This is a genomic window from Kitasatospora phosalacinea (assembly GCF_000716545.1).
Taxonomy (GTDB): Bacteria; Actinomycetota; Actinomycetes; order Streptomycetales; family Streptomycetaceae; genus Kitasatospora; species Kitasatospora phosalacinea.
Window position 1 is genome coordinate 1 of the sequence record NZ_JNWZ01000011.1, and the last position, 17,437, is coordinate 17,437.

Annotated in this window: 18 protein-coding genes and 1 tRNA gene; 11 read left to right on the forward strand and 8 right to left on the reverse strand. The window is 72.9% G+C overall.

Translation table 11 applies throughout. The features are described 5' to 3' along the window. Positions 1-95: 95 nt before the first annotated feature. Positions 96-1,184, reverse strand: a complete 1,089-nt coding sequence (locus tag OO48_RS07260; protein WP_033213556.1) for a family 2 encapsulin nanocompartment cargo protein polyprenyl transferase — start codon at positions 1,182-1,184, stop codon at positions 96-98. A gap of 111 nt (positions 1,185-1,295) precedes the next feature. Then, on the reverse strand, positions 1,296-2,702 hold the full coding sequence (locus OO48_RS07265; protein ID WP_033213557.1) for a family 2B encapsulin nanocompartment shell protein: 1,407 nt from the start codon (positions 2,700-2,702) through the stop codon (positions 1,296-1,298). A 446-nt stretch (positions 2,703-3,148) separates the two neighbouring features. On the opposite strand from OO48_RS07265, the gene OO48_RS07270 reads away from it, so the two are divergent. Further along, a complete protein-coding gene (locus OO48_RS07270) occupies positions 3,149-4,246 on the forward strand; it encodes an ATP-grasp domain-containing protein (protein ID WP_051731839.1) in 1,098 nt (365 codons plus the stop codon). 10 nt (positions 4,247-4,256) lie between these two features. On the opposite strand, the gene OO48_RS07275 is transcribed toward OO48_RS07270, so the two are convergent. Both OO48_RS07275 and OO48_RS07280 read right to left on the reverse strand, forming a co-directional pair. After that, a complete protein-coding gene (locus OO48_RS07275) occupies positions 4,257-4,790 on the reverse strand; it encodes a methylated-DNA--[protein]-cysteine S-methyltransferase (RefSeq protein ID WP_033213558.1) in 534 nt (177 codons plus the stop codon). 69 nt (positions 4,791-4,859) lie between these two features. Then, on the reverse strand, positions 4,860-5,084 hold the full coding sequence (locus OO48_RS07280; protein ID WP_033213559.1) for a hypothetical protein: 225 nt from the start codon (positions 5,082-5,084) through the stop codon (positions 4,860-4,862). A gap of 141 nt (positions 5,085-5,225) precedes the next feature. Here OO48_RS07280 and OO48_RS07285 point away from each other — a divergent pair, with 141 nt between their 5' ends. Then, entirely contained in the window at positions 5,226-6,572 is a 1,347-nt protein-coding gene (locus OO48_RS07285) for a chloride channel protein (protein ID WP_033213560.1), read from the forward strand. Between the two features lie 125 nt (positions 6,573-6,697). Here the strand turns inward: OO48_RS07285 and OO48_RS07290 are convergent, their stop codons facing one another. The 3 genes from OO48_RS07290 to OO48_RS07300 all read right to left on the reverse strand — a co-directional run bounded on the left by OO48_RS07290 (position 6,698) and on the right by OO48_RS07300 (position 10,190). Continuing rightward, entirely contained in the window at positions 6,698-7,654 is a 957-nt protein-coding gene (locus OO48_RS07290; protein WP_157845392.1) for a hypothetical protein, read from the reverse strand. 407 nt (positions 7,655-8,061) lie between these two features. Next, positions 8,062-8,877: a class I SAM-dependent methyltransferase gene (locus OO48_RS07295; protein ID WP_033213629.1), complete on the reverse strand. Its 816-nt coding sequence runs from the start codon at positions 8,875-8,877 to the stop codon at positions 8,062-8,064. Further along, a complete protein-coding gene (locus OO48_RS07300; RefSeq protein ID WP_051731841.1) occupies positions 8,877-10,190 on the reverse strand; it encodes a helix-turn-helix transcriptional regulator in 1,314 nt (437 codons plus the stop codon). The genes OO48_RS07295 and OO48_RS07300 overlap by 1 nt, the downstream gene beginning before the upstream one ends. A gap of 203 nt (positions 10,191-10,393) precedes the next feature. Between OO48_RS07300 and OO48_RS34315 the strand changes: the two genes are divergently transcribed. From OO48_RS34315 to OO48_RS07320, 6 genes are all read left to right on the forward strand, one after another. Then, positions 10,394-10,711, forward strand: coding sequence for an ATP-binding protein (locus tag OO48_RS34315; protein ID WP_051731842.1), 318 nt, complete (start codon positions 10,394-10,396; stop codon positions 10,709-10,711). A 19-nt stretch (positions 10,712-10,730) separates the two neighbouring features. Beyond that, positions 10,731-10,895, forward strand: coding sequence for a hypothetical protein (locus OO48_RS38105; protein WP_157845393.1), 165 nt, complete (start codon positions 10,731-10,733; stop codon positions 10,893-10,895). 179 nt (positions 10,896-11,074) lie between these two features. Then, a complete protein-coding gene (locus OO48_RS38815) occupies positions 11,075-11,215 on the forward strand; it encodes a hypothetical protein (RefSeq protein ID WP_167346428.1) in 141 nt (46 codons plus the stop codon). Positions 11,216-11,228: 13 nt separating this feature from the next. Next, the gene (locus tag OO48_RS07310; RefSeq protein WP_033213561.1) at positions 11,229-12,416 is read left to right on the forward strand and encodes a cupin domain-containing protein; all 1,188 of its coding nucleotides are present in this window, start codon (positions 11,229-11,231) and stop codon (positions 12,414-12,416) included. Next, on the forward strand, positions 12,413-13,189 hold the full coding sequence (locus OO48_RS34320; RefSeq protein ID WP_245194545.1) for an aldo/keto reductase: 777 nt from the start codon (positions 12,413-12,415) through the stop codon (positions 13,187-13,189). The genes OO48_RS07310 and OO48_RS34320 overlap by 4 nt, the downstream gene beginning before the upstream one ends. Before the next feature lie 102 nt (positions 13,190-13,291). After that, on the forward strand, positions 13,292-14,149 hold the full coding sequence (locus OO48_RS07320; RefSeq protein ID WP_033213562.1) for a hypothetical protein: 858 nt from the start codon (positions 13,292-13,294) through the stop codon (positions 14,147-14,149). A gap of 221 nt (positions 14,150-14,370) precedes the next feature. Here OO48_RS07320 and OO48_RS07325 read toward each other — a convergent pair. Next, positions 14,371-14,444, reverse strand: a tRNA-Thr gene (locus tag OO48_RS07325). Between the two features lie 290 nt (positions 14,445-14,734). On the opposite strand from OO48_RS07325, the gene OO48_RS07330 reads away from it, so the two are divergent. The 3 genes from OO48_RS07330 (at position 14,735) to OO48_RS07340 (ending at position 17,354) form a co-directional block, all read left to right on the forward strand. Next, the gene (locus OO48_RS07330) at positions 14,735-15,832 is read left to right on the forward strand and encodes an ABC transporter ATP-binding protein (RefSeq protein WP_033213563.1); all 1,098 of its coding nucleotides are present in this window, start codon (positions 14,735-14,737) and stop codon (positions 15,830-15,832) included. 210 nt (positions 15,833-16,042) lie between these two features. Further along, positions 16,043-16,480, forward strand: a complete 438-nt coding sequence (locus tag OO48_RS07335; protein ID WP_033213564.1) for a hypothetical protein — start codon at positions 16,043-16,045, stop codon at positions 16,478-16,480. A 115-nt stretch (positions 16,481-16,595) separates the two neighbouring features. Continuing rightward, complete coding sequence (locus tag OO48_RS07340) at positions 16,596-17,354, forward strand: nucleotidyltransferase family protein (RefSeq protein WP_051731843.1); 759 nt, start codon at positions 16,596-16,598, stop codon at positions 17,352-17,354. The last annotated feature ends 83 nt before the right edge of the window (positions 17,355-17,437 follow it).

Here is a 17,437-nt window from a genome sequence, read left to right on the forward strand (position 1 = left end):
GCCCTGACCACCGCGATCTGGCACAACGACCACACCGGCCAACCCGTCATGCGCTCGCTGACCGCCTACGACCACTAACCCTTCGCATCAATCATCTAGTAGGTGCGGCGGGTGACCAGTTCGGCGAGGGCCAGGAGGTCGTCGGCGCGGGAGGGCTCGGGGACGGCGGCGGCGAGGTGGGCGATGGCGGCGGCCATCCGGTCGCAGCTCTCGGTCTGGGCCCAACCGCGGCCGCCGGCCCGGTCGACCGCGTCGGCGGCGGCGGCGAGTTCGGCCGGGCTGAGCGGGCGGCCGTTGGCGTAGAGGGCGGCGAGCTCCGCGCCGGCCGGGGTGCCGGAGGAGAGGGCGTGGACCACCGGGAGGGACTTCTTGCGGGCGGCGAGGTCGGCGCCCACCGGCTTGCCGGTGACCGCGGGGTCGCCCCAGATGCCGATCAGGTCGTCGATCAGCTGGAAGGCGAGGCCGATCTCGCGGCCGAAGGCGTCCATCGCGTCGGCGGTCTCCGCGTCGGCCCCCGCGTACAGCGCGCCGAGCGCGCACGCGCAGCCGAGCAGGGCGCCGGTCTTGCCCTCGGCCATGGTGAGGCACTCGGCGAGCGTGACGTCGGTGCGCTGCTCGAAGGAGCAGTCGGCCTGCTGACCGGCGCAGAGCTCGACCACGCAGTCGGCGAGGCGGCGGACGGACGCCGCGGCCGCCGGGTGCGGGTCCTCGGCGAGGACCCGCAGGGCGAGGGAGTGCAGGGCGTCGCCGGCCAGGATCGCGCCGGTGGTGCCGAACACCCGCCAGGCGGTGGGGCGGTGGCGGCGGGTGTGGTCGCGGTCGAGGACGTCGTCGTGCAGCAGGGTGAAGTTGTGCACCAGTTCGACGGCGGCCGCGGCGCGGACCGCGTCCTGCGGGCGGCCGCCGACCGCGGTGGTGGCGGCGAGCACCAGCGCCGGGCGGATCGCCTTGCCGGCGCCGACCGCGCTGGGGGCGCCGTCGGCCTCCAGCCAGCCCAGGTGGTAGCCGGAGACCAGCCGCATCGAGTCGGGGAGGGTGTCGACGGCGGCGCGCAGCGCGGGGTCGACGACCGTGCGGGCCCGGGCGAGCAGGGCCATCGCCTCGGCGGTGTCGCGCCCCCCGTCGGCGGCCGGGACGGCCGACCGCTCGCCGTGCTGGTCGCGTTCGGGCACGGTGATGGCCATGGTGAAGGTCCTCCCCCTCGGCCGGCCCGGCTGCGGGGCGGCGGGAATGCGCGCTGACGGTCCGCCAGGCGGTGGAACGGGCGGGCCCAGGACGGTGGGCCCGCCCGGTGGTCAGTGCTGCCAGTGGGAGACGTTCACGTTCTCCAGGACGCCGATGGCGTCGGGGACGAGGATCGCCGCCGAGTAGTAGGCGCTGACCAGGTAGGAGATGACCGCCTTCTCGTCGATGCCCATGAAGCGGACGTTCAGGCCGGGCTCGACCTCGTCCGGCAGCGCGCCGGGGCGCAGGCCGATCACGCCCTGGTTGTCCTCGCCGACGCGCATCGCCAGGATCGAGGTGGTGCCGTCGACCACCGGGATCTTGTTGCAGGTGAGGATCGGGACGCCGCGCCAGCTGGGCACCGTCCTGCCCTCGAACCGGATGGCCTCGGGGTACAGGCCGCGGCTGTTGCACTCCCGGCCGAAGGCGGCGACCGCCTTCGGGTGGGCCAGGTAGAACTTGGTGCTGCGGCGGCGGCAGAGCAGCTCGTCCATGTCGTCCGGGGTGGGCGGGCCGGAGTGGGTCTGGATCCGCTGGCCGTACTCGGCGTTGGCCAGCAGGCCGAACTCCGGGTTGTTGACCAGCTCGTGCTCCTGGCGCTCGCGCAGCGCCTCGACGGTCAGCCTGAGCTGGTGCTCGGTCTGGTCCATCGGCTTGTTGTAGAGGTCGGCGACCCGGCTGTGCACCCGCAGCACCGTCTGGGCGACGCTCAACTCGTACTCGCGGGGCTTGAGTTCGTAGTCGACGAAGGCGGTGGGCAGCTCGTGCTCGCCCTCGTGGCCGGCCGACATGCCGATCGCGGCCTCGCCCTTGTGGGTCTGCGGGAGCCGGGAGTCCGCGATGAAGGCGAGGATCTGGTCGCGCAGCGCCTCGGAGCGGTCGGCGATCTCCTGGAAGGCGGGCCAGGCGAGCACCATCACGGTGCCGGCGGTGGCGGCCTTGACGCTGTAGGGCCAGCGGCGGTCGGCGACGGTCAGCGCCTCGTCGCCGATGTGGTCGCCGTCGGCGAAGGTGCCCAGGACCGCCGGGTCGCCGTACTTGCCGGTGCCGATCTTGTCGACCTTGCCGTGCGCGATCAGGTAGACCTCGTCGATCTCGCGGCCCTGCTCGATCAGCACCTCGCCGGCCGCGAAGTCCCGCTGGACGAAGCGGCCGGCCAGCTCGGCCAGCAGCGCGTCGTCCTCGAAGCCGCGCAGCACCGGGACCTCGCGCAGCGTCGGCGGGACGACCGCGACCTCGCGGCCGGTCTGGGTGAAGCTCACCCGGCCGCGGCCGACCGCGTACGACAGCCGTCGGTTGACGCGGTAGGTGCCGCCGGAGACCTCGACCCAGGGCAGGACGCGGAGCAGCCAGCGGTTGCTGATCTCCTGCATCTGCGGGGCCGACTTGGTGGTCGACGCGAGGTTCTTGGCGGCCGCCACCGAGAGGCTGCTGCGCGGCCTCGACTGGGGAATTCCGGCGGTGGTTTCGGTCGTCATTTCCGAGGGGCCCCTGATCGCGTCGACGGCACGTTGCGGCAACCATGCTGACGGCCGTTCAGGTGAGGCGGCAATCACTCGTGGGGGTGATTCAGGCGCATGGCCGCAATAGTGCGACCAGCGCACTGGGCCGATCATCGTTCGATCCGCGGGCCCCTCCGGAAGGCTCGGCGGGGGCTTGTCGAGGGCTTGCCGGGGACTCGGTGCGGGCTTGCCGGGGACTCGGTGCAGGCTCGGCGGGGGCTCGGCGGAGGCTTGTCGGGGGCTGCTCAAAACCCCCTTTTCCGACCCCGGTTCCGGGCGCCCGCGCTGCTCACCGGCCCGCTGTTCGAATCGTCACGGAACAGCGCTAAGGTGGCCCCCTCACCGCGTGGTGACCGCCGCCACAGCGCAGGCGAACCGGTCGGTGACCTCCCATCGGCACGCCCTTCTCCAGGGAGACCCTCGTGACCGCGCCCGTCCGCGTCTGGTTGAACCGCACCTACGCCGAGAACGTCTTCTTCATCGACCTGCTGCGGGCCGCGCCGCGCCCGGTGCACGTCCTGGCCACCCACGTCGACCCCGACTCCCCCGTCATCGCCGCCGCCGACCTGGGCGCCCTCGAACCGGACGGGCTGACCGCCGAGGCGTACGTGGAATTCGCGCTGGAATTCTGTGCCCGCCACGACGTGGACGTGTTCCTGCCCCGCCTGCACCAGTTGGCGATATCGCTGCGCCGCCGCGACTTCGAGGCGCTGGGCACCGTACTGGTCTGCCCGCCCGCCCCCGCGATATCGCTGTTCGCCAGCAAGGTCGACGGCTACCGGGCGCTGGACTCGGTCGGGCTGCCCACCCCGCTGTGGCGGCAGGCCGGCACCGCGTCCGAACTGCTCGCCGCCGTCGAGGAGATCGAGGCGACCGGCGCGGCCGCCTGCCTCAAGCCGGCCTCCGGCGCGGGCGGCGAGGGCTTCCGCGTCCTCACCCGCGAGCCGTTCAGCCTCCGCCGGCTCGCCGGGTACGTCGACGCCCGGGTCCAACTCGACCAGGTGCTGGGCGCGTTGGAGCAGTCCGCCGAACCCGCCGAACTGCTGGTGATGCCCTACCTGGACGGCCCCGAGGTCTCGGTGGACTGCCTGGCCGAGCAGGACGGCCGGGTGCTGGCCGCGGTCGGCCGCACCAAGCAGGGCCGCCGCCGCGGCTTCACCGTCGACCCGGCCTACCTGGAGCCGGCCCGCCGCCTGGTCGAGGAGTTCGGCGTCGGCCACCTGTCCAACGTGCAGTTCCGGCACGAGCGGGGCACCGGGCGCCCGGTCGTCCTCGACATCAACACCCGCCCCTCCGGCGGGCTGCACCAGCTGCGGATGTGCGGGCTCAACCTGCCCGCCGCGGCCGTCGAACTCGCCCTGGGCGCCCGGCCCTCGCTGCTCGCCGCCGACGAGCTCACGCTCGGCGACTACACCCTCGTCCCCACCATCCAGGCGGTGCTGCCCCGGCAGCCCGCGGCGCCCGCGCTGGAACGCCTCGACGGGGCGGAGCGGCGGTCCGCCGCGACCGTCCCGGTGTAGCCGGACGCGCTCAGGCCGCCGGCCCGGACCAGTCCAGGGTCGGCGGCAGCACGCCCTCCAGGGTGAGCAGCCAGCGCTTCGTCTCCACCCCGTGCCACGCCCCGCCGAAGCCGCCCAGCCCGTCCGCGGCCACCACCCGGTGGCAGGGCACCAGCAGCGGCAGCGGGTTCGCGCCCATCATCTGCCCCACCGTCCTGGCCGGCACCCCCGGCTCGGACGGCCCGGTGAACACCCCGCTGCGGGCGGCGAGTTCGCCGTAGGTGATGGTCCGGCCCCAGCCGACGGTCGCCGTCAGGCAGCGCAGCACCGCCAGGTGGGGCCCAGCGGCCAGGCTCCAGTCGATCGGCAGTTCCAACTCCCGCCGCGAACCGGCGAAGTACTCACCGACCCGGGCCCGCACCGCGTCGGCCCGGCGCTCGTCGACGCACTCCGGGACGGGGGTGTCGCAGAGGTAGCTCGCCGCGGCCACCCCCCGGCCCGTCACCCCGAACCGCATCGGCCCGCTCGGCAACGGGGTCGGGACGGTCACCCAGGAGAGCTGCATGCCTCCAACTGTAGGAGGGCCGGAGCGCGCCGTCAGGGGCTCGGGGGCGAGCCCCTGACGGCGCTGCTCTCAGAGGTGGTCGCGGAGGTAGGTCGCGAGGGTGCGGGACCAGGTGGCCAGTCCGGCGCGGTCGGGGGGCTCGCCGGTGCCGAGGGCGGCGAGCTGTTCGGTGGAGAGGCGTCCGCTCGCGGCCATCGCGGAGAGGCCGGCGAGCAGGGCGGAGAGGCGTTCGGCGTCGTCGTGGCTGAGCATCACCAGGGTGTCGATGTGGCCGAGGGTCATGGAACCGGGCATCGCGTCCTCCTCGATCGGTCCTCCGTCCACCGTACGACCGCCGGGGCGCGGCTCGCCCGTTCGGCCCACCCCGCTGGCCCGGGCGCGGATCGGCGACGGACGGTCGGGGCAGGTGTGTCCGCCGGGTGACAGGGAGCGCAGATGCCAGCAGAGGCCGCCGGTGCGTCCCAGCCGCCCGGCCTGCGCGAGCTGCTCCGCAGCCCCGGGTACGGACGGTTGCTGCTGGTGTCGGCGCTGATCGGGGTGCCGGTCTCGCTGGCGGCGTTCGGGTTCGTCAGCCTGGAGCACGAACTGCAGCACTGGGTGTGGGAGTCGCTGCCGAAGGAGTGGGGCTACTCGCGCGCGCCGTGGTGGTGGCCGCTGCCCGCGCTGGCGCTGGCCGGTCTGCTGCTGGCGCCGATCGTGACCCGGATGCCGGGGCGGGGCGGGCACATTCCGGTGCACGGGCTGGGCGGGCCGCCGACGCTGCCGGTGGAGGTGCCGTCGGTGGTGCTGGCGGCGCTGGCGGGGCTGCCGCTGGGTGCGGTGCTCGGCCCGGAGGCGCCGCTGATGGCGCTGGGCAGCGGGCTGGCGCTGCTGACGGTGAGCGCGGCGAAGCGGGCGTCCAGCCCGAGGCTCGCGCCGCTGCTGGGGACGGCCGGGTCGACGGCGGCGATCGCCACGATCTTCGGGAGTCCGCTGGTGGCGGCGGTGCTGGTGATCGAGGCGGCGGGCCTGGGCGGGGCGCAGCTGACCGTGCTGCTGCTGCCGTGCCTGCTGTCCTCGGGGGTCGGGGCACTGGTGTTCACCGGCTTCGGGCACTGGACGGGGCTGTCGATCGGCGCGCTGAGCCTGCCGTCGGTGCCCCGGGCGCACCTGCCGGACGCCGGGGACTTCCTGTGGGGGATCCCGCTCGCGGTGGTGGTCGCGGTGGTGATGGTGGCCGGGCAGACGCTGGGCCACCGCTTCGCCGCGTTCACGGCGCACCGGACGGCCGTCCGCACGGTGCTGTGCGCGGTGCTGGTGGGCGCGTGCGTCGCCGGGTACGCGCTGGCGACCGGGCGCTCGCCGGAGGAGGCGGCGCTGTCCGGGCAGGCCACGCTGGGGCAGTTGGCGGCGGACCCGTCCGATTGGCCGGTGGCGGCGCTGCTGGCGCTGGTGCTGTTCAAGGGGCTGGGCTGGGGGGTGGCGCTGGGGTCGCTGCGCGGTGGTCCGATCTTCCCGGCGGTGCTGCTGGGCGCGGCGCTCGGGGTGGCGGCGGGCGGCCTGCCCGGGCTGGGCGTGGAGGCGGGGCTGGCGGCCGGGATCTCGGCGGCGGGTGCGGCGGTCACCCGGCTGCCGGTGACCAGTACGGTGCTGACGACGGTGCTGCTGGGCAGCCAGGCGGCGGACTCGATGCCGCTGCTGATCGTCGCGTCGGTGGTGGCGTCCGTGACCGCGGCGCTCGTGCACCGGGTGGCCGGGCCGGACCGACCGGCGGTGGCCGGGCCGGACCGACCGGCGCGGTAGGCGGGCGGCGGGCGCAGGCGCGGCAGGGCGGCGGGCGCAGGCGCGGCAGCCGGGCTCGGCGGCCGGGGCTCGGCGGCGGCGGTTCAGCGGCGGCGGTTCAGCGGCAGCGGTTCAGCGGCAGCGGTTCAGCGGCCGCAGGCGCGGCAGGGCGGTCGGGTGGCGCGGGCGTACCCGAGGGCGGCGGCGCCGAGGCCCAGGCCCCACAGCCAGTAGGCGGGCATCGCGATCCACAGGAAGGACAGCGGCAGGGTGCCGTCGCGGTCGGCCGGGTGGAGCGTCTCGCCGACGAGCTGGCCGATGCCGACGCCGAAGTACACCAGCAGTCCGGTGGAGATCGCGGCGGCCGGAACGAGCAGCAGTCGGCGGGGCACCCGGCGCCCGCCCAGCAGCGGGACCCGGCGCGGGACGTCCCGTCCCCAGCGGTGGACCAGGGACAGCGGCAGCGCGGTGCCGGCCAGCACGAAACCGGTCTCGAACAGGGCGAGCGAGAGCGTCCCGGCCGCTCCCGTCGTCCCCGGGCTCCCGGATCCGGACTCGAGCCCGTACTGGGCGAGGATCCGCAGCCAGCAGGCGGCGACCGCCCCGTAGCCGGCCAGGCGGGCCCAGCGCGGGGTGCGGGTGCGGGCGCCGGGGTCGTGCGGACCGCCGGTGCGGCCGCAGCGGGGGCAGTCGCCGCGCAGCCGCCGTCGGTGGCCGAGGGCGGCGGCGGCCAGCAGGGCGGCGGTCGCGGCGCAGCCGACCCGGCTGAGGAAGCCGGCGAGCGAGAGCGGGATGCGCAGTCCGGACAGCAGGCCGCCGACCACGTCCAGCAGCAGGAAGGGGCAGCTCAGCAGCAGGGTGGCGGCGACCGCGACGGCGGCCGCGAACCGGGTGGGGGCGTACCGGCGGGCGCGGTGCAGGCCGTGCCCGAGGACGGCGGCCACCGCGCACAGGGCCACGGTCCCCCAGCGGGGGACGACCAGCAGGTCGGTGCCGAGGCGGCCGAAGGACGGGGCGTGGCCGAGCGCCCACCAGGTCTGCAGCGCGCCGTAGCCGAGGGCGGCGGCGAGGGCGGCGAGGGCCGCGCGGGGTGGGGGTGGCATGGCGACCACGCTAGGCGGGGGCGGACGGGCGGGCGTCGGCCGCGGGGAGGGGTCGGGCCGGGCCTCGGGGAGGAGGAACGGCTCCGCTGCACGGATGTTGACGTCCCGTCAGGTCGTCCGCCGGGAGGAGCCTCCGGAGGCGGACGGGGTGTCGGGCGAGGGCGCTACGGGCCGGCGGCAGCGCCCACGGCGGCACCCGCGTCCGGCGGGCCCGGTCGGCCCAACTGCCTGCCCCCGCCGCCCGCTTCGTCGGCCGCGAGGAACAGCTGGACGCCCTGCGGTGCTCCCCGCTCGACGGCACGGGGCGGCCCGCGGTCGCGGTGGTCAGTCAGCGGCATGGCGGGCGTCGGCAAGCCCGCGCTGGCACCTGCTCACGAATGGCTTGATGGTCGGACGCCTCCCGCGATCTATACCCGACACGCCAGGAATCCGCCGAGGCATGTGATCTTGAAAGACCCCTCGATGGCGATCGTGGCGGCAGCGAACTCGGCTGCTCGGCTGACGGTGTCGTGGAATGGGACACCGCATTGGTCGGCCCACGCCTCGTAGGAGGCAAGGTGGGCGACGATCGGCGCGGGATCGGTGAGCTCGATGGTGCCGGGCAGTTTCCGGATCCGGATGTCCTTGAACGCCGTTGCGAGGTAGCCGGGAGCCTTCTCCAGGGAGAAGCGGGAGCTTAGGGAGACGCGGGCCGGCCCCTCGGGAATCCCGAGGACGTCGCCTGCGGCCCGGGCCCAGAGCTGGTCCAACTCTTGCTTGTCGGTGTCGCTGTTGGTTGACGCGATGAGGACGCCACCGGGCCGGAGGATTCGGGCCAGTTCCTTGATCGTGGCCGCGATGTCGCCGACGTGGTACAGCATGTGCAGGGCCAGCACGGCGTCGACGCTATTGTCGGCGAAGGGCAGGGCCTGGGCGTCGGCCACCAGGACCGGCTTTTCGATGTCGGCGAGGATGCCGGCTGAGAGGTCCATCCCGACGACCTGAAGGTCCGGACGGTCCTTGCGCAGGCGGCTGACGAACTTGCCGTTGCCGCAGCCGACGTCGAGGACGGTCCCGCTGGTGTCGGCCAGCTCTTCGACGACAATCCCGGGCAGGTCGTACTGCGGCTGCTGCCACCGATAGATGGACTGGCGGGCGGCCAGGTGGCGCCCGTCGGCGTAGGCGCTGTTCGCGAGGATCGCCTTGTCGGCGACTGCGGCGTCCTGCTGTGCGGTGTTGCTCATCACTGGGGCAGCTCCGGAGGGTTCGTGAGTGCGGGTCGAGAGCAGGCTTCTCTGAGATTCTCGCGGAGGCTCAGGACGATCGGGGAGCCTGCGTAGGCGGGCTCGGCGAGACGAATACTCAGCGCCCGAAGGCGGGTGCAGATGCTCGCTGTTCGCCGGTCCGGTGCGGCGTCCAGCACCACCGAGAGCTTCTCCTGCGCGCCGTCGAGGTCGCCGTGGGCGAGGTGGGCGTTGGCGAGGTCGAGGCGGGCGGCCAGCAGGTCGCCGGAGGACTGTTCCTGCTGCGGTGCGGACTCGTACAGGGCGATGGCCCTGGAGGACGCCTCGATAGCACGGTTCACGTGACGCTGGCTGCCCAGGGCAAGGAGGGCAGTGCCGGCGTAGGTCCACTGCTTGGCCTCAGGAAACGTGAATACGCCGGGAAGATCCACGGCGGCTACGGCGCTCCGCGCCGCCTCGGCCGCCTCCACGGCCCGTAGCGCGCTCGCGCTGTCGCCGAGCGCGGCAGTGGCCCGCGCTTCGAGACTGAGCAGGCGGGCTGCGATCGTCCCGCTGCCCGCGTACGGCAGTCCAGCTCTGGCCAACTCGGCGGCCTGGCGGTGGTCCTGCTGCCAGTAGGCGATCAGGGACTGGACGGATCGGGTCCAGGCCCGGAGACCGTTGTGGCCGGCTGACTCCGCGCAGCGCCAGGCCGTTCGCGAATGCGTAGCCGCAGCTGTGTACTGGCCGAGGTCGAGAGCGACGTGGGTGGCCAGGCCGCAGAGGCGCCCGGCCTGCAGGTATAGATGGCCTGTCTGGTAAGGATGTTGGCGGCCACGGAGTAAGTCGAACACTCCTCGCCGGAGGGTTCCGATGTCGTGGAAGAGCTCGGACACCGGCTTGCTCACGTAGTCCGCTGCCAGCCTCGCGATGTCCGCGTCGATCTGTTCCAGCAGCGTGTCGTCCACGTTGGACGCGCTCGCGAAGCGAAGGAAGAGCGCGGACTCTGCCGAGTCGGTCGCCACGGCTACTACGAGATCGTTGCCGTGGTCCGTACGCCGGGCAGGCACAGGAGGCGAGGCGTCGCCGACGCTGCTGGGCGGTGGGACTGCTTCGGCGGCTGCAGAGGGCACTGCCAGCAGGTCGGCCAACTGGTCGACCGAGAGTTCCAGGGCGCGGGCGAGCTTCGGCCGCATCCACGGCTGCGGGGCTCCCCTGCCGCTCTCCCACCGCCCCACGGTCGTGCGGTCCACGTCGAGGACTTCAGCCAGGGATTCCTGGGTGTGGCCAACCGCCTCCCTGCGCTGGATCAGCCGGGACCTCCTGGATGCCATTCCGCGTCCTCCAGAGGTACGTCAGTTCGTCTGCAGTCGTAACAGGCCAGGTCATGCCCGGGTTTGCAGCACGGATGCCTCGTTGCCGCCTCAATTCTGCTCTGGTTCACCCGCGTTGGAGGCGGTTCTGTAGATACCTGCCGGGTGAATCCCGGCGCGAATCGGCCCGCTGCCGACCTCGTCCCGGTGAAAGGTCCGCGCTCATGTCCGTCGCCACTCGCCAAGCCATCACCCCCGCCCCGTTCGGATTTCGCGTGCTGCCCAGTGCCGAGGCCGTGCCGGATGCCCGGCGGCGGGTGATACAGGTCGTGCGCGGTTGGGGCCTGCCGCTCGCGGAGGACGCTCTCCGCGATGTCGAGTTGCTGTCCAGCGAGCTGATCACCAACGCCGTGTCCCACACCGACGCCCCGTGCGTCGTCTGCGTGTCCTGGGACGGTGACCGGCTGCGCGTCGAGGTGACGGACGTCGGCCACGAACTGCCGGCTGCCGGCTGCCGGCGGGATCGATCTCTACGCCACTGACGGGCGAGGGTTGTTCCTGGTGGCAGCGCTCGCGACGAACTGGGGCGCCGAGCCGGACCCCGCCGGCAAGCGGATCTGGTTCGAGGTCGGCACCACCTCTGCCGTCTCGGGCGACGAGCGACTCACCGCTCTGGTGAGGGCCGCGGCCCCGAAGGCACGGGATGCCGTGCCGACCAGTGCCTGACAAGACTTCCTCCCGCCCGACGCGGGCTCGGGGGATACAGGTGGCCGCGCTGGCCAACAGCCGCGCGGCGTAAGCACCTGACGTTCCTTGCCGGCGACTTGCCGTGGCAACGGATCCACCGCTGTACCCACGACGGGGTCGGGCGGTCGGCCCACCCCATGAAACCGAAGGAGTGCTTCATGCCCGAGAACCTGACGACCGGCACCGAGTTGGAGGGCGACGGCCTGTTGGTCGCCCGCGCGAAGGTCGCCGCGGCCCGCTCGCGCGGCGAGGTGCCGTCCGACGGCGGCTCCACCGGCCGCTCCGACGGCAACGACTGACGGCTGCATCACGATGACCGCCGAGCAGTTCTCGGTGGTTGAGCGTCTGGGCGGGGATGGTTTCCTTGCCCGGACGCTCGGCCGCAGCTTCAAGGTCGTACGCGGTGAGGCCGCGACACTCGCAGGCATCCTGGGCTGGGACGACCTCAACGCCATCCTGGCCCGCCACCGGCTCGAACCTCCGCGCTTGCGCCTCGCCGTCAACGGGGAGCAGGTGCCCGCGCACCTCTACTCCCACCCGGTCACCACCAGGCGGAGCACCGTCTGGCAGCAGCTCCAGCCCTCCGAGCTGCACAAGCAGCTCTCCGAGGGGGCCACGCTCGTCCTGGATGCCGTGGACGATCTCCATCCTGGAGTCGGAGCGCTGGCCGCCCAGTTGGAGCGGTGGCTGCGAACGGGAGTGCAGGTGAACCTGTACGCCTCGTGGACCAGCACCGAGGGCTTCGGCGTCCACTGGGACGATCACGACGTGGTGGTCGTCCAGCTCGACGGCGCGAAGCGCTGGCGGATCTACGGACCGACCCGCGTGCTCCCCATGCACCGCGACGTAGAGAGGCCCGAGCCGCCGCCGGACGAACCCGTCGCCGACCTGGTGCTCAACGCTGGTGACGTGCTCTACCTGCCCCGGGGCTGGTGGCACGCCGTCGCCGCGTCCGAAGGCCGGCACTCGTTGCACGTCACGTGCGGGCTGCAGAGCACAACGGGTGCTGACCTGTTCACCTGGCTGTCGGAGGTTCTGCGCGTCCATGAGAGCGTCCGGGCGGACGTTCCGCGCTTCGGGACGGCCGAGGAGCAGCGCGTCTTCCTCGACACGATCGGCAAGCTCATCGCGGCCGAGTTGGAGAGCGCCGACCTGATCGATCGCTTCTCCGCCGCCCGCGACGCCACCGAGCGTGCCAGGCTGGTCCCGTCATTGCCGTACGTCACGGCGGTGCCGCCGGACCCGGAGTTGCGGGTGCGTCTCGTCACCACACGGGCCGCACTCACGGCTGACCGGGAGAAAACCGTGCGGCTGACCACGGGCGGCGAGGAGTGGACATTCGCGGTCAAGGCTCGGCCGATGCTCACCCTCCTCGCCGACGGGGAACGTCACCGGCTGGCCGAGCTCGCGCAGGCCGCCGGCATCACGCTCGCACAGGCGGCCCGCGTCGTGACGGAACTGGTCGACGGCCAAGTCGCCGCGGTCGGGGGAGAACGATGAGCGCGCAGCTGGGTTTGGGCACCTACCGCTGCCTCGATGTGGGCGAGGCCGCCCTAATGACCGCCTCGCGTGGTGCCGACTGGGTGGACACCGCGCCCAACTACGGGAACGGCCGGGCGGAGGCGTTGCTGGCACCGGTCCTTGCCGCCTACCCCGGCCTGCGGGTTTCCACGAAGGTGGGCTTCCTCTCGGCGAGTGCCAAGCGGATCGGCGTGCGCGCGGGTGTGCTATCCGCCGAGGATGCCGAGCACGAGCACTGCCTCGCACCCGCCTACGTGGTTTGGCAGGTGGCCCGCAGCCGGCGCACGCTCGGCAGAGTCCCGGACCTGGTGTTCCTGCACAACCCCGAACACGGCTGCCGGGAAGGCGAGATCGCCGACCGGCTGTACGCGGCGTTCCTCGCCCTGGAGGAGGCGTGCAGCCGACAAGCGATCGGCGCCTACGGGGTGGCGACCTGGTCCGGCTTCAGCAGCGGACTCTTCGACGTCTCCAGCCTCCTCGAACTCGCGGCCATGGCCGGTGGTCCGAACCACCGCCTCCGGGCCATCCAGCTCCCCGTCTCCCTCGTCCAGCTCGTGCCCGTCGCCCAAGCCCTCGACGGAGAGGGCCCGTTGGTCGATGCCCGGAGGGCGGGACTGGACGTGTTCGCCTCCGCGCCGCTCCACGGCGGAGGGGTCCCCGGTCTGATGACGCACGAGTTGACCGAGCTGATCAGCCCCGGCAGCACACGGCGGAGGCCGCCCTCTCCGTCGTCGCCTCAGCCGTGGGGGTGAAGCGCGTACTCCTGTCGACCGGGAACCCGGAACACTGGAGGAAGGCCACTGCCGTGGTCGGCCGGCCGCCGTTGTCTCCGGACCTGCTGCGAAGGGTCGTTGATGTACTCGGAACCTGAGCCGGACGTCGCCGAGCGGATGCGCGCGATGCACGCCGTGGCAGCAGGAACGCTCCACGCGCAGCCGGCCGGTTCACGCGAGGTCTGGGGCTGGCGCGGGCGTACGCTCAGCCGCCCGGTCGTGACAGCGGACGGAGAGGGCTGGCTCCGCCTGGTGTCCGCTCCGGCCGGTAAAGCCGGCGGCAAGCTCTGGGAGGGACCGCAGGAGGCGGAGCGCCTCATGCCGCCTGCGGTTCCTCGGCCTCGACTACGTGCACGACGCACCTGGACCGGGGCCGCACACGGCTACCTGGCAGAGCTGTACGACAGAGTCACGTCCTCCACCATCACCACCCACGGGCCGGTGCTACGGACAGCACCGGACCTGGACGAAACCTGGTGGGAGAGGCTCAGTGTCGCGCTCGATGCCATGGCCACCGTACCGAGTGACCGGGTGGCCGTCCGCCAGGAGTATCTGGACCGGGCCATGCCGGAGTTCCTGGGCATCCCTGTCGACACCACCGTTCCCGCCTGGGCCACGGCCCACGGCGACCTGCACTGGGCCAACCTCACCAGCCCGACGCTCACCGTGCTCGACTGGGAGGGCTGGGGCATCGCACCCGCGGGCTACGACGCAGCGCTCCTGCACACGTACAGCCTCCTCGTCCCCGAAACAGCCGCCCAGGTGCGCCGACGGCTGGACCATCTCCTCGACACTCCGGCCGGACGATTCGCCGAACTCGTCGTCATCACCGAACTGCTGCAGACCACCGCACGGGGCGACAACCTCGACCTGGAAGACGCTCTACGGGATCGCCTCTCAAAGATCGCCGGGGCACGCCCGGCACCCGAACCACGTTGATCTACCAGCACATGAACAGTGACCGCGACCGGGAGGTCATCGGCCGCATGGGCGAGGCGGTGCGCCGGGAACTCGGCGAGGGAGGTCCTCCGGAGGCATCTGGCACGCCGGTGGCACGGCCGGACTGACCGCCCGAGCCTCTCGAACAACGGCCAAGGGCCGGGCCCCGGGGTTTCCTCGGGGCCCGGCCCCTGTCGCACGTTTTGCGGCCCTGCTCGTTGAGCCCCCTGTCGGGTTCGAACCGACGACCCCCGCTTTACAAGAGCGGTGCTCTGGCCAACTGAGCTAAGGAGGCGCGGTGGCCGTCCGCGGGATCCACGGCGGCACCAGTGGGCAGTGTACCGGGCAGGGGCGCGGGGATGCGGGTGGTTGTGGGGGTGCGGGAGGGGGTCGGGGGAGGAGGAGTGTGACCGGATCGATGCGAACTCGGGGGCGGCGGAGGGCTGACAAAACGATGAACTGCCAGGTAGCGTCACGGGGAACCGCGTTCGGCTGCTGTGGTCAAGACCAGTCGGGGGCGGTGGAAAACATCCACCTTTACTCGGATCGTCCGGCACGTTCCTGCCGGTGAAGGAGCGAAGCACCATGGCTTCCGTGACGTACGACAAGGCCACCCGTGTGTACCCGGGTGCCGACAAGCCCTCCGTCGACCAGCTCGACCTGGAGATCGCGGACGGCGAGTTCCTCGTCCTGGTCGGCCCCTCCGGCTGTGGCAAGTCGACCTCGCTGCGCATGCTGGCCGGCCTGGAGGACGTGAACGAGGGCGCCATCCGCATCGGCGACCGCGACGTCACCCACCTGCCGCCGAAGGACCGGGACATCGCGATGGTGTTCCAGAACTACGCGCTGTACCCGCACATGACCGTCGCCGAGAACATGGGCTTCGCCCTGAAGATCGCCGGCGTGAACAAGGCCGAGATCCGCACCAAGGTCGAAGAGGCCGCCAAGATCCTCGACCTGACCCAGTACCTGGACCGCAAGCCGAAGGCGCTCTCCGGCGGTCAGCGCCAGCGCGTCGCGATGGGCCGCGCGATCGTCCGCCAGCCGCAGGTCTTCCTGATGGACGAGCCGCTGTCGAACCTGGACGCCAAGCTCCGCGTGTCCACCCGCACCCAGATCGCCTCGCTCCAGCGCCGCCTGGGCATCACCACGGTCTACGTCACCCACGACCAGACCGAGGCCATGACCATGGGTGACCGCGTCGCGGTCCTCAAGGACGGCATCCTGCAGCAGGTCGACGCCCCGCGCGCCATGTACGACCGCCCGGGCAACCTGTTCGTGGCCGGCTTCATCGGCTCCCCGGCGATGAACCTGATCGAGGTCCCGCTGGTCGACGGCGGCGTGAAGTTCGGCGGCTCGGTCATCAACATCGCCCGCGAGGACCTGGCCAAGGCCGGCACCGCGAAGACCGTCGTGGTCGGCATCCGCCCCGAGCACTTCCAGGTCGTCCCGGCGGGCGGCCTCGAGGGCGTCGCGGTCACCGTCAACGTGGTCGAGGAGCTCGGCGCCGACGGCTACGTGTACGGCACCACCCAGATCTCCGGCAAGGACAAGGAGATCGTGGTCCGCGTGCACAGCCGCGAGATCCCGCAGCGCGGCGAGACCATCCACGTCGTGCCGGTCGGCAACGAGCCGCACGTCTTCACCACCGAGGACGAGGGCGGCAAGCGCCTGAGCCGCTGACGACGGCACCGGAGGGGCGCCGCACCTGACGGCGGCGCCCGTCCTCCCACCGCTCTTCCACGGAACCCCCTGCCCACGGCGGTCGGCAGGGGGTTCCGGCGTTCTCCGGGGACGCCGCGTCAACCCGATGGCGGCACAAAACGGGACACCCGTCACTCGATGGGGTAACGCGGCGCTCCCGCGCCGCCACGCAGCGCTACTCTCCTGTGCGTGAAACAGCTCGTGCGCCGCATCGCCCAGACCGTTGCCCTCACCCTGCCGGTGATCCTGGTGACCACCGGCACGCTCGCCGTCACCCGCGTCCCGTGGGCCCCGCCGACGGGGCTGGACCAGCAGGTGGTCGCGGCCTCCAGCGGCGACGGCACCATCGGCCGCAGCTCCGCCGTCCCCGACACCCAGGGCATGGCCCCGCAGGACGCCCTCCGGGTGGACCTGCTGGAGGAGTTGAAGAACCACAACCCGGGCACGGCGCTCGACCTGCTGGAGCGCACCATGCGCGAGAAGCCCTCGCTGACCCCGTACTGCACCCAGCTGGCCGGCGACCTCGGCCGCGCCGCGGTGAAGAAGTACCAGGGCGACGTGCAGCGCGCCCGCTCCTTCGCCCGCCCGGTCTGCGACGGCTCGTTCGCCGCCGGCGTGGTCAACTGACGCACCCGGCGGGGCCGGTGGCCGACCCCGCCGACCCGCCGGGTCTCCGCGCCGCCCCGCCGACACGCCGTGCGGGCCCGTTCCCGTCCGGGGCGGGCCCGTTATCGTGGCGCGCATGACAGCAGACACCGGCACCGCCCCGGGCGCCGCCCCCGCCGCCGCCCCCGCCGTCACCCAGGCGGTGATCCTGGCGGGCGGGCAGGGCTCCCGGCTGCGCCCCTACACCGACGACCGGCCCAAGCCGCTGGTGGAGATCCCCGGCACCGGAAAACCGATCATCGGGCACCAGTTGGAGTGGCTGGCCGCCGAGGGCGTCACCGACGTGGTGGTCTCCTGCGGCCACCTGGCCGAGGTGCTGCGGGAGTGGCTGGAGCGGGCCGAGCTGCCGCTCCGGACCAGCACCGTGGTGGAGGCCGAACCGCTGGGCCGCGGCGGCGGGTTGAGGTACGCGGCGGCGGCCCTGCCGCGCCCCGCCGAACCCTGGTACGCCACCAACGGCGACATCTGGACCAGGTTCAGCCTGCGCGAGATGGCCGCCTTCCACCACGAGCGGGCCGCCGTGGCCACCCTGGCGCTGGCCCGGCCGCGGATCCCGTGGGGCGCGGTGGAGACCGACCGCTTCGGCAACGTGCTGGACTTCATCGAGGCCCCGCCGTCCCCGTTCCTGATCAACGCGGGCCTGTACGTCTTCGGGCCCGGCTTCCGCGAGCTGCTGCCCGAGGTCGGCGACCACGAGCGCACCACCTTCCCGCAGCTCGCCCGCGACCGCCGCCTGGCCGGGTACCAGCTGCCGCAGGGCTGCTACTGGCGGGCCATCGACACCGCCAAGGACCTCACCGAGGCCGCCAAGGAGCTCGCCGCGCACCGGGGCTAGCCGGACGGGCCGGGCCCCGCCCGGGGCGCAGACACGGGCGCAGCGCAGGCACGGGCCGGGAACGCCGCGAGGGCCCCGCCCGG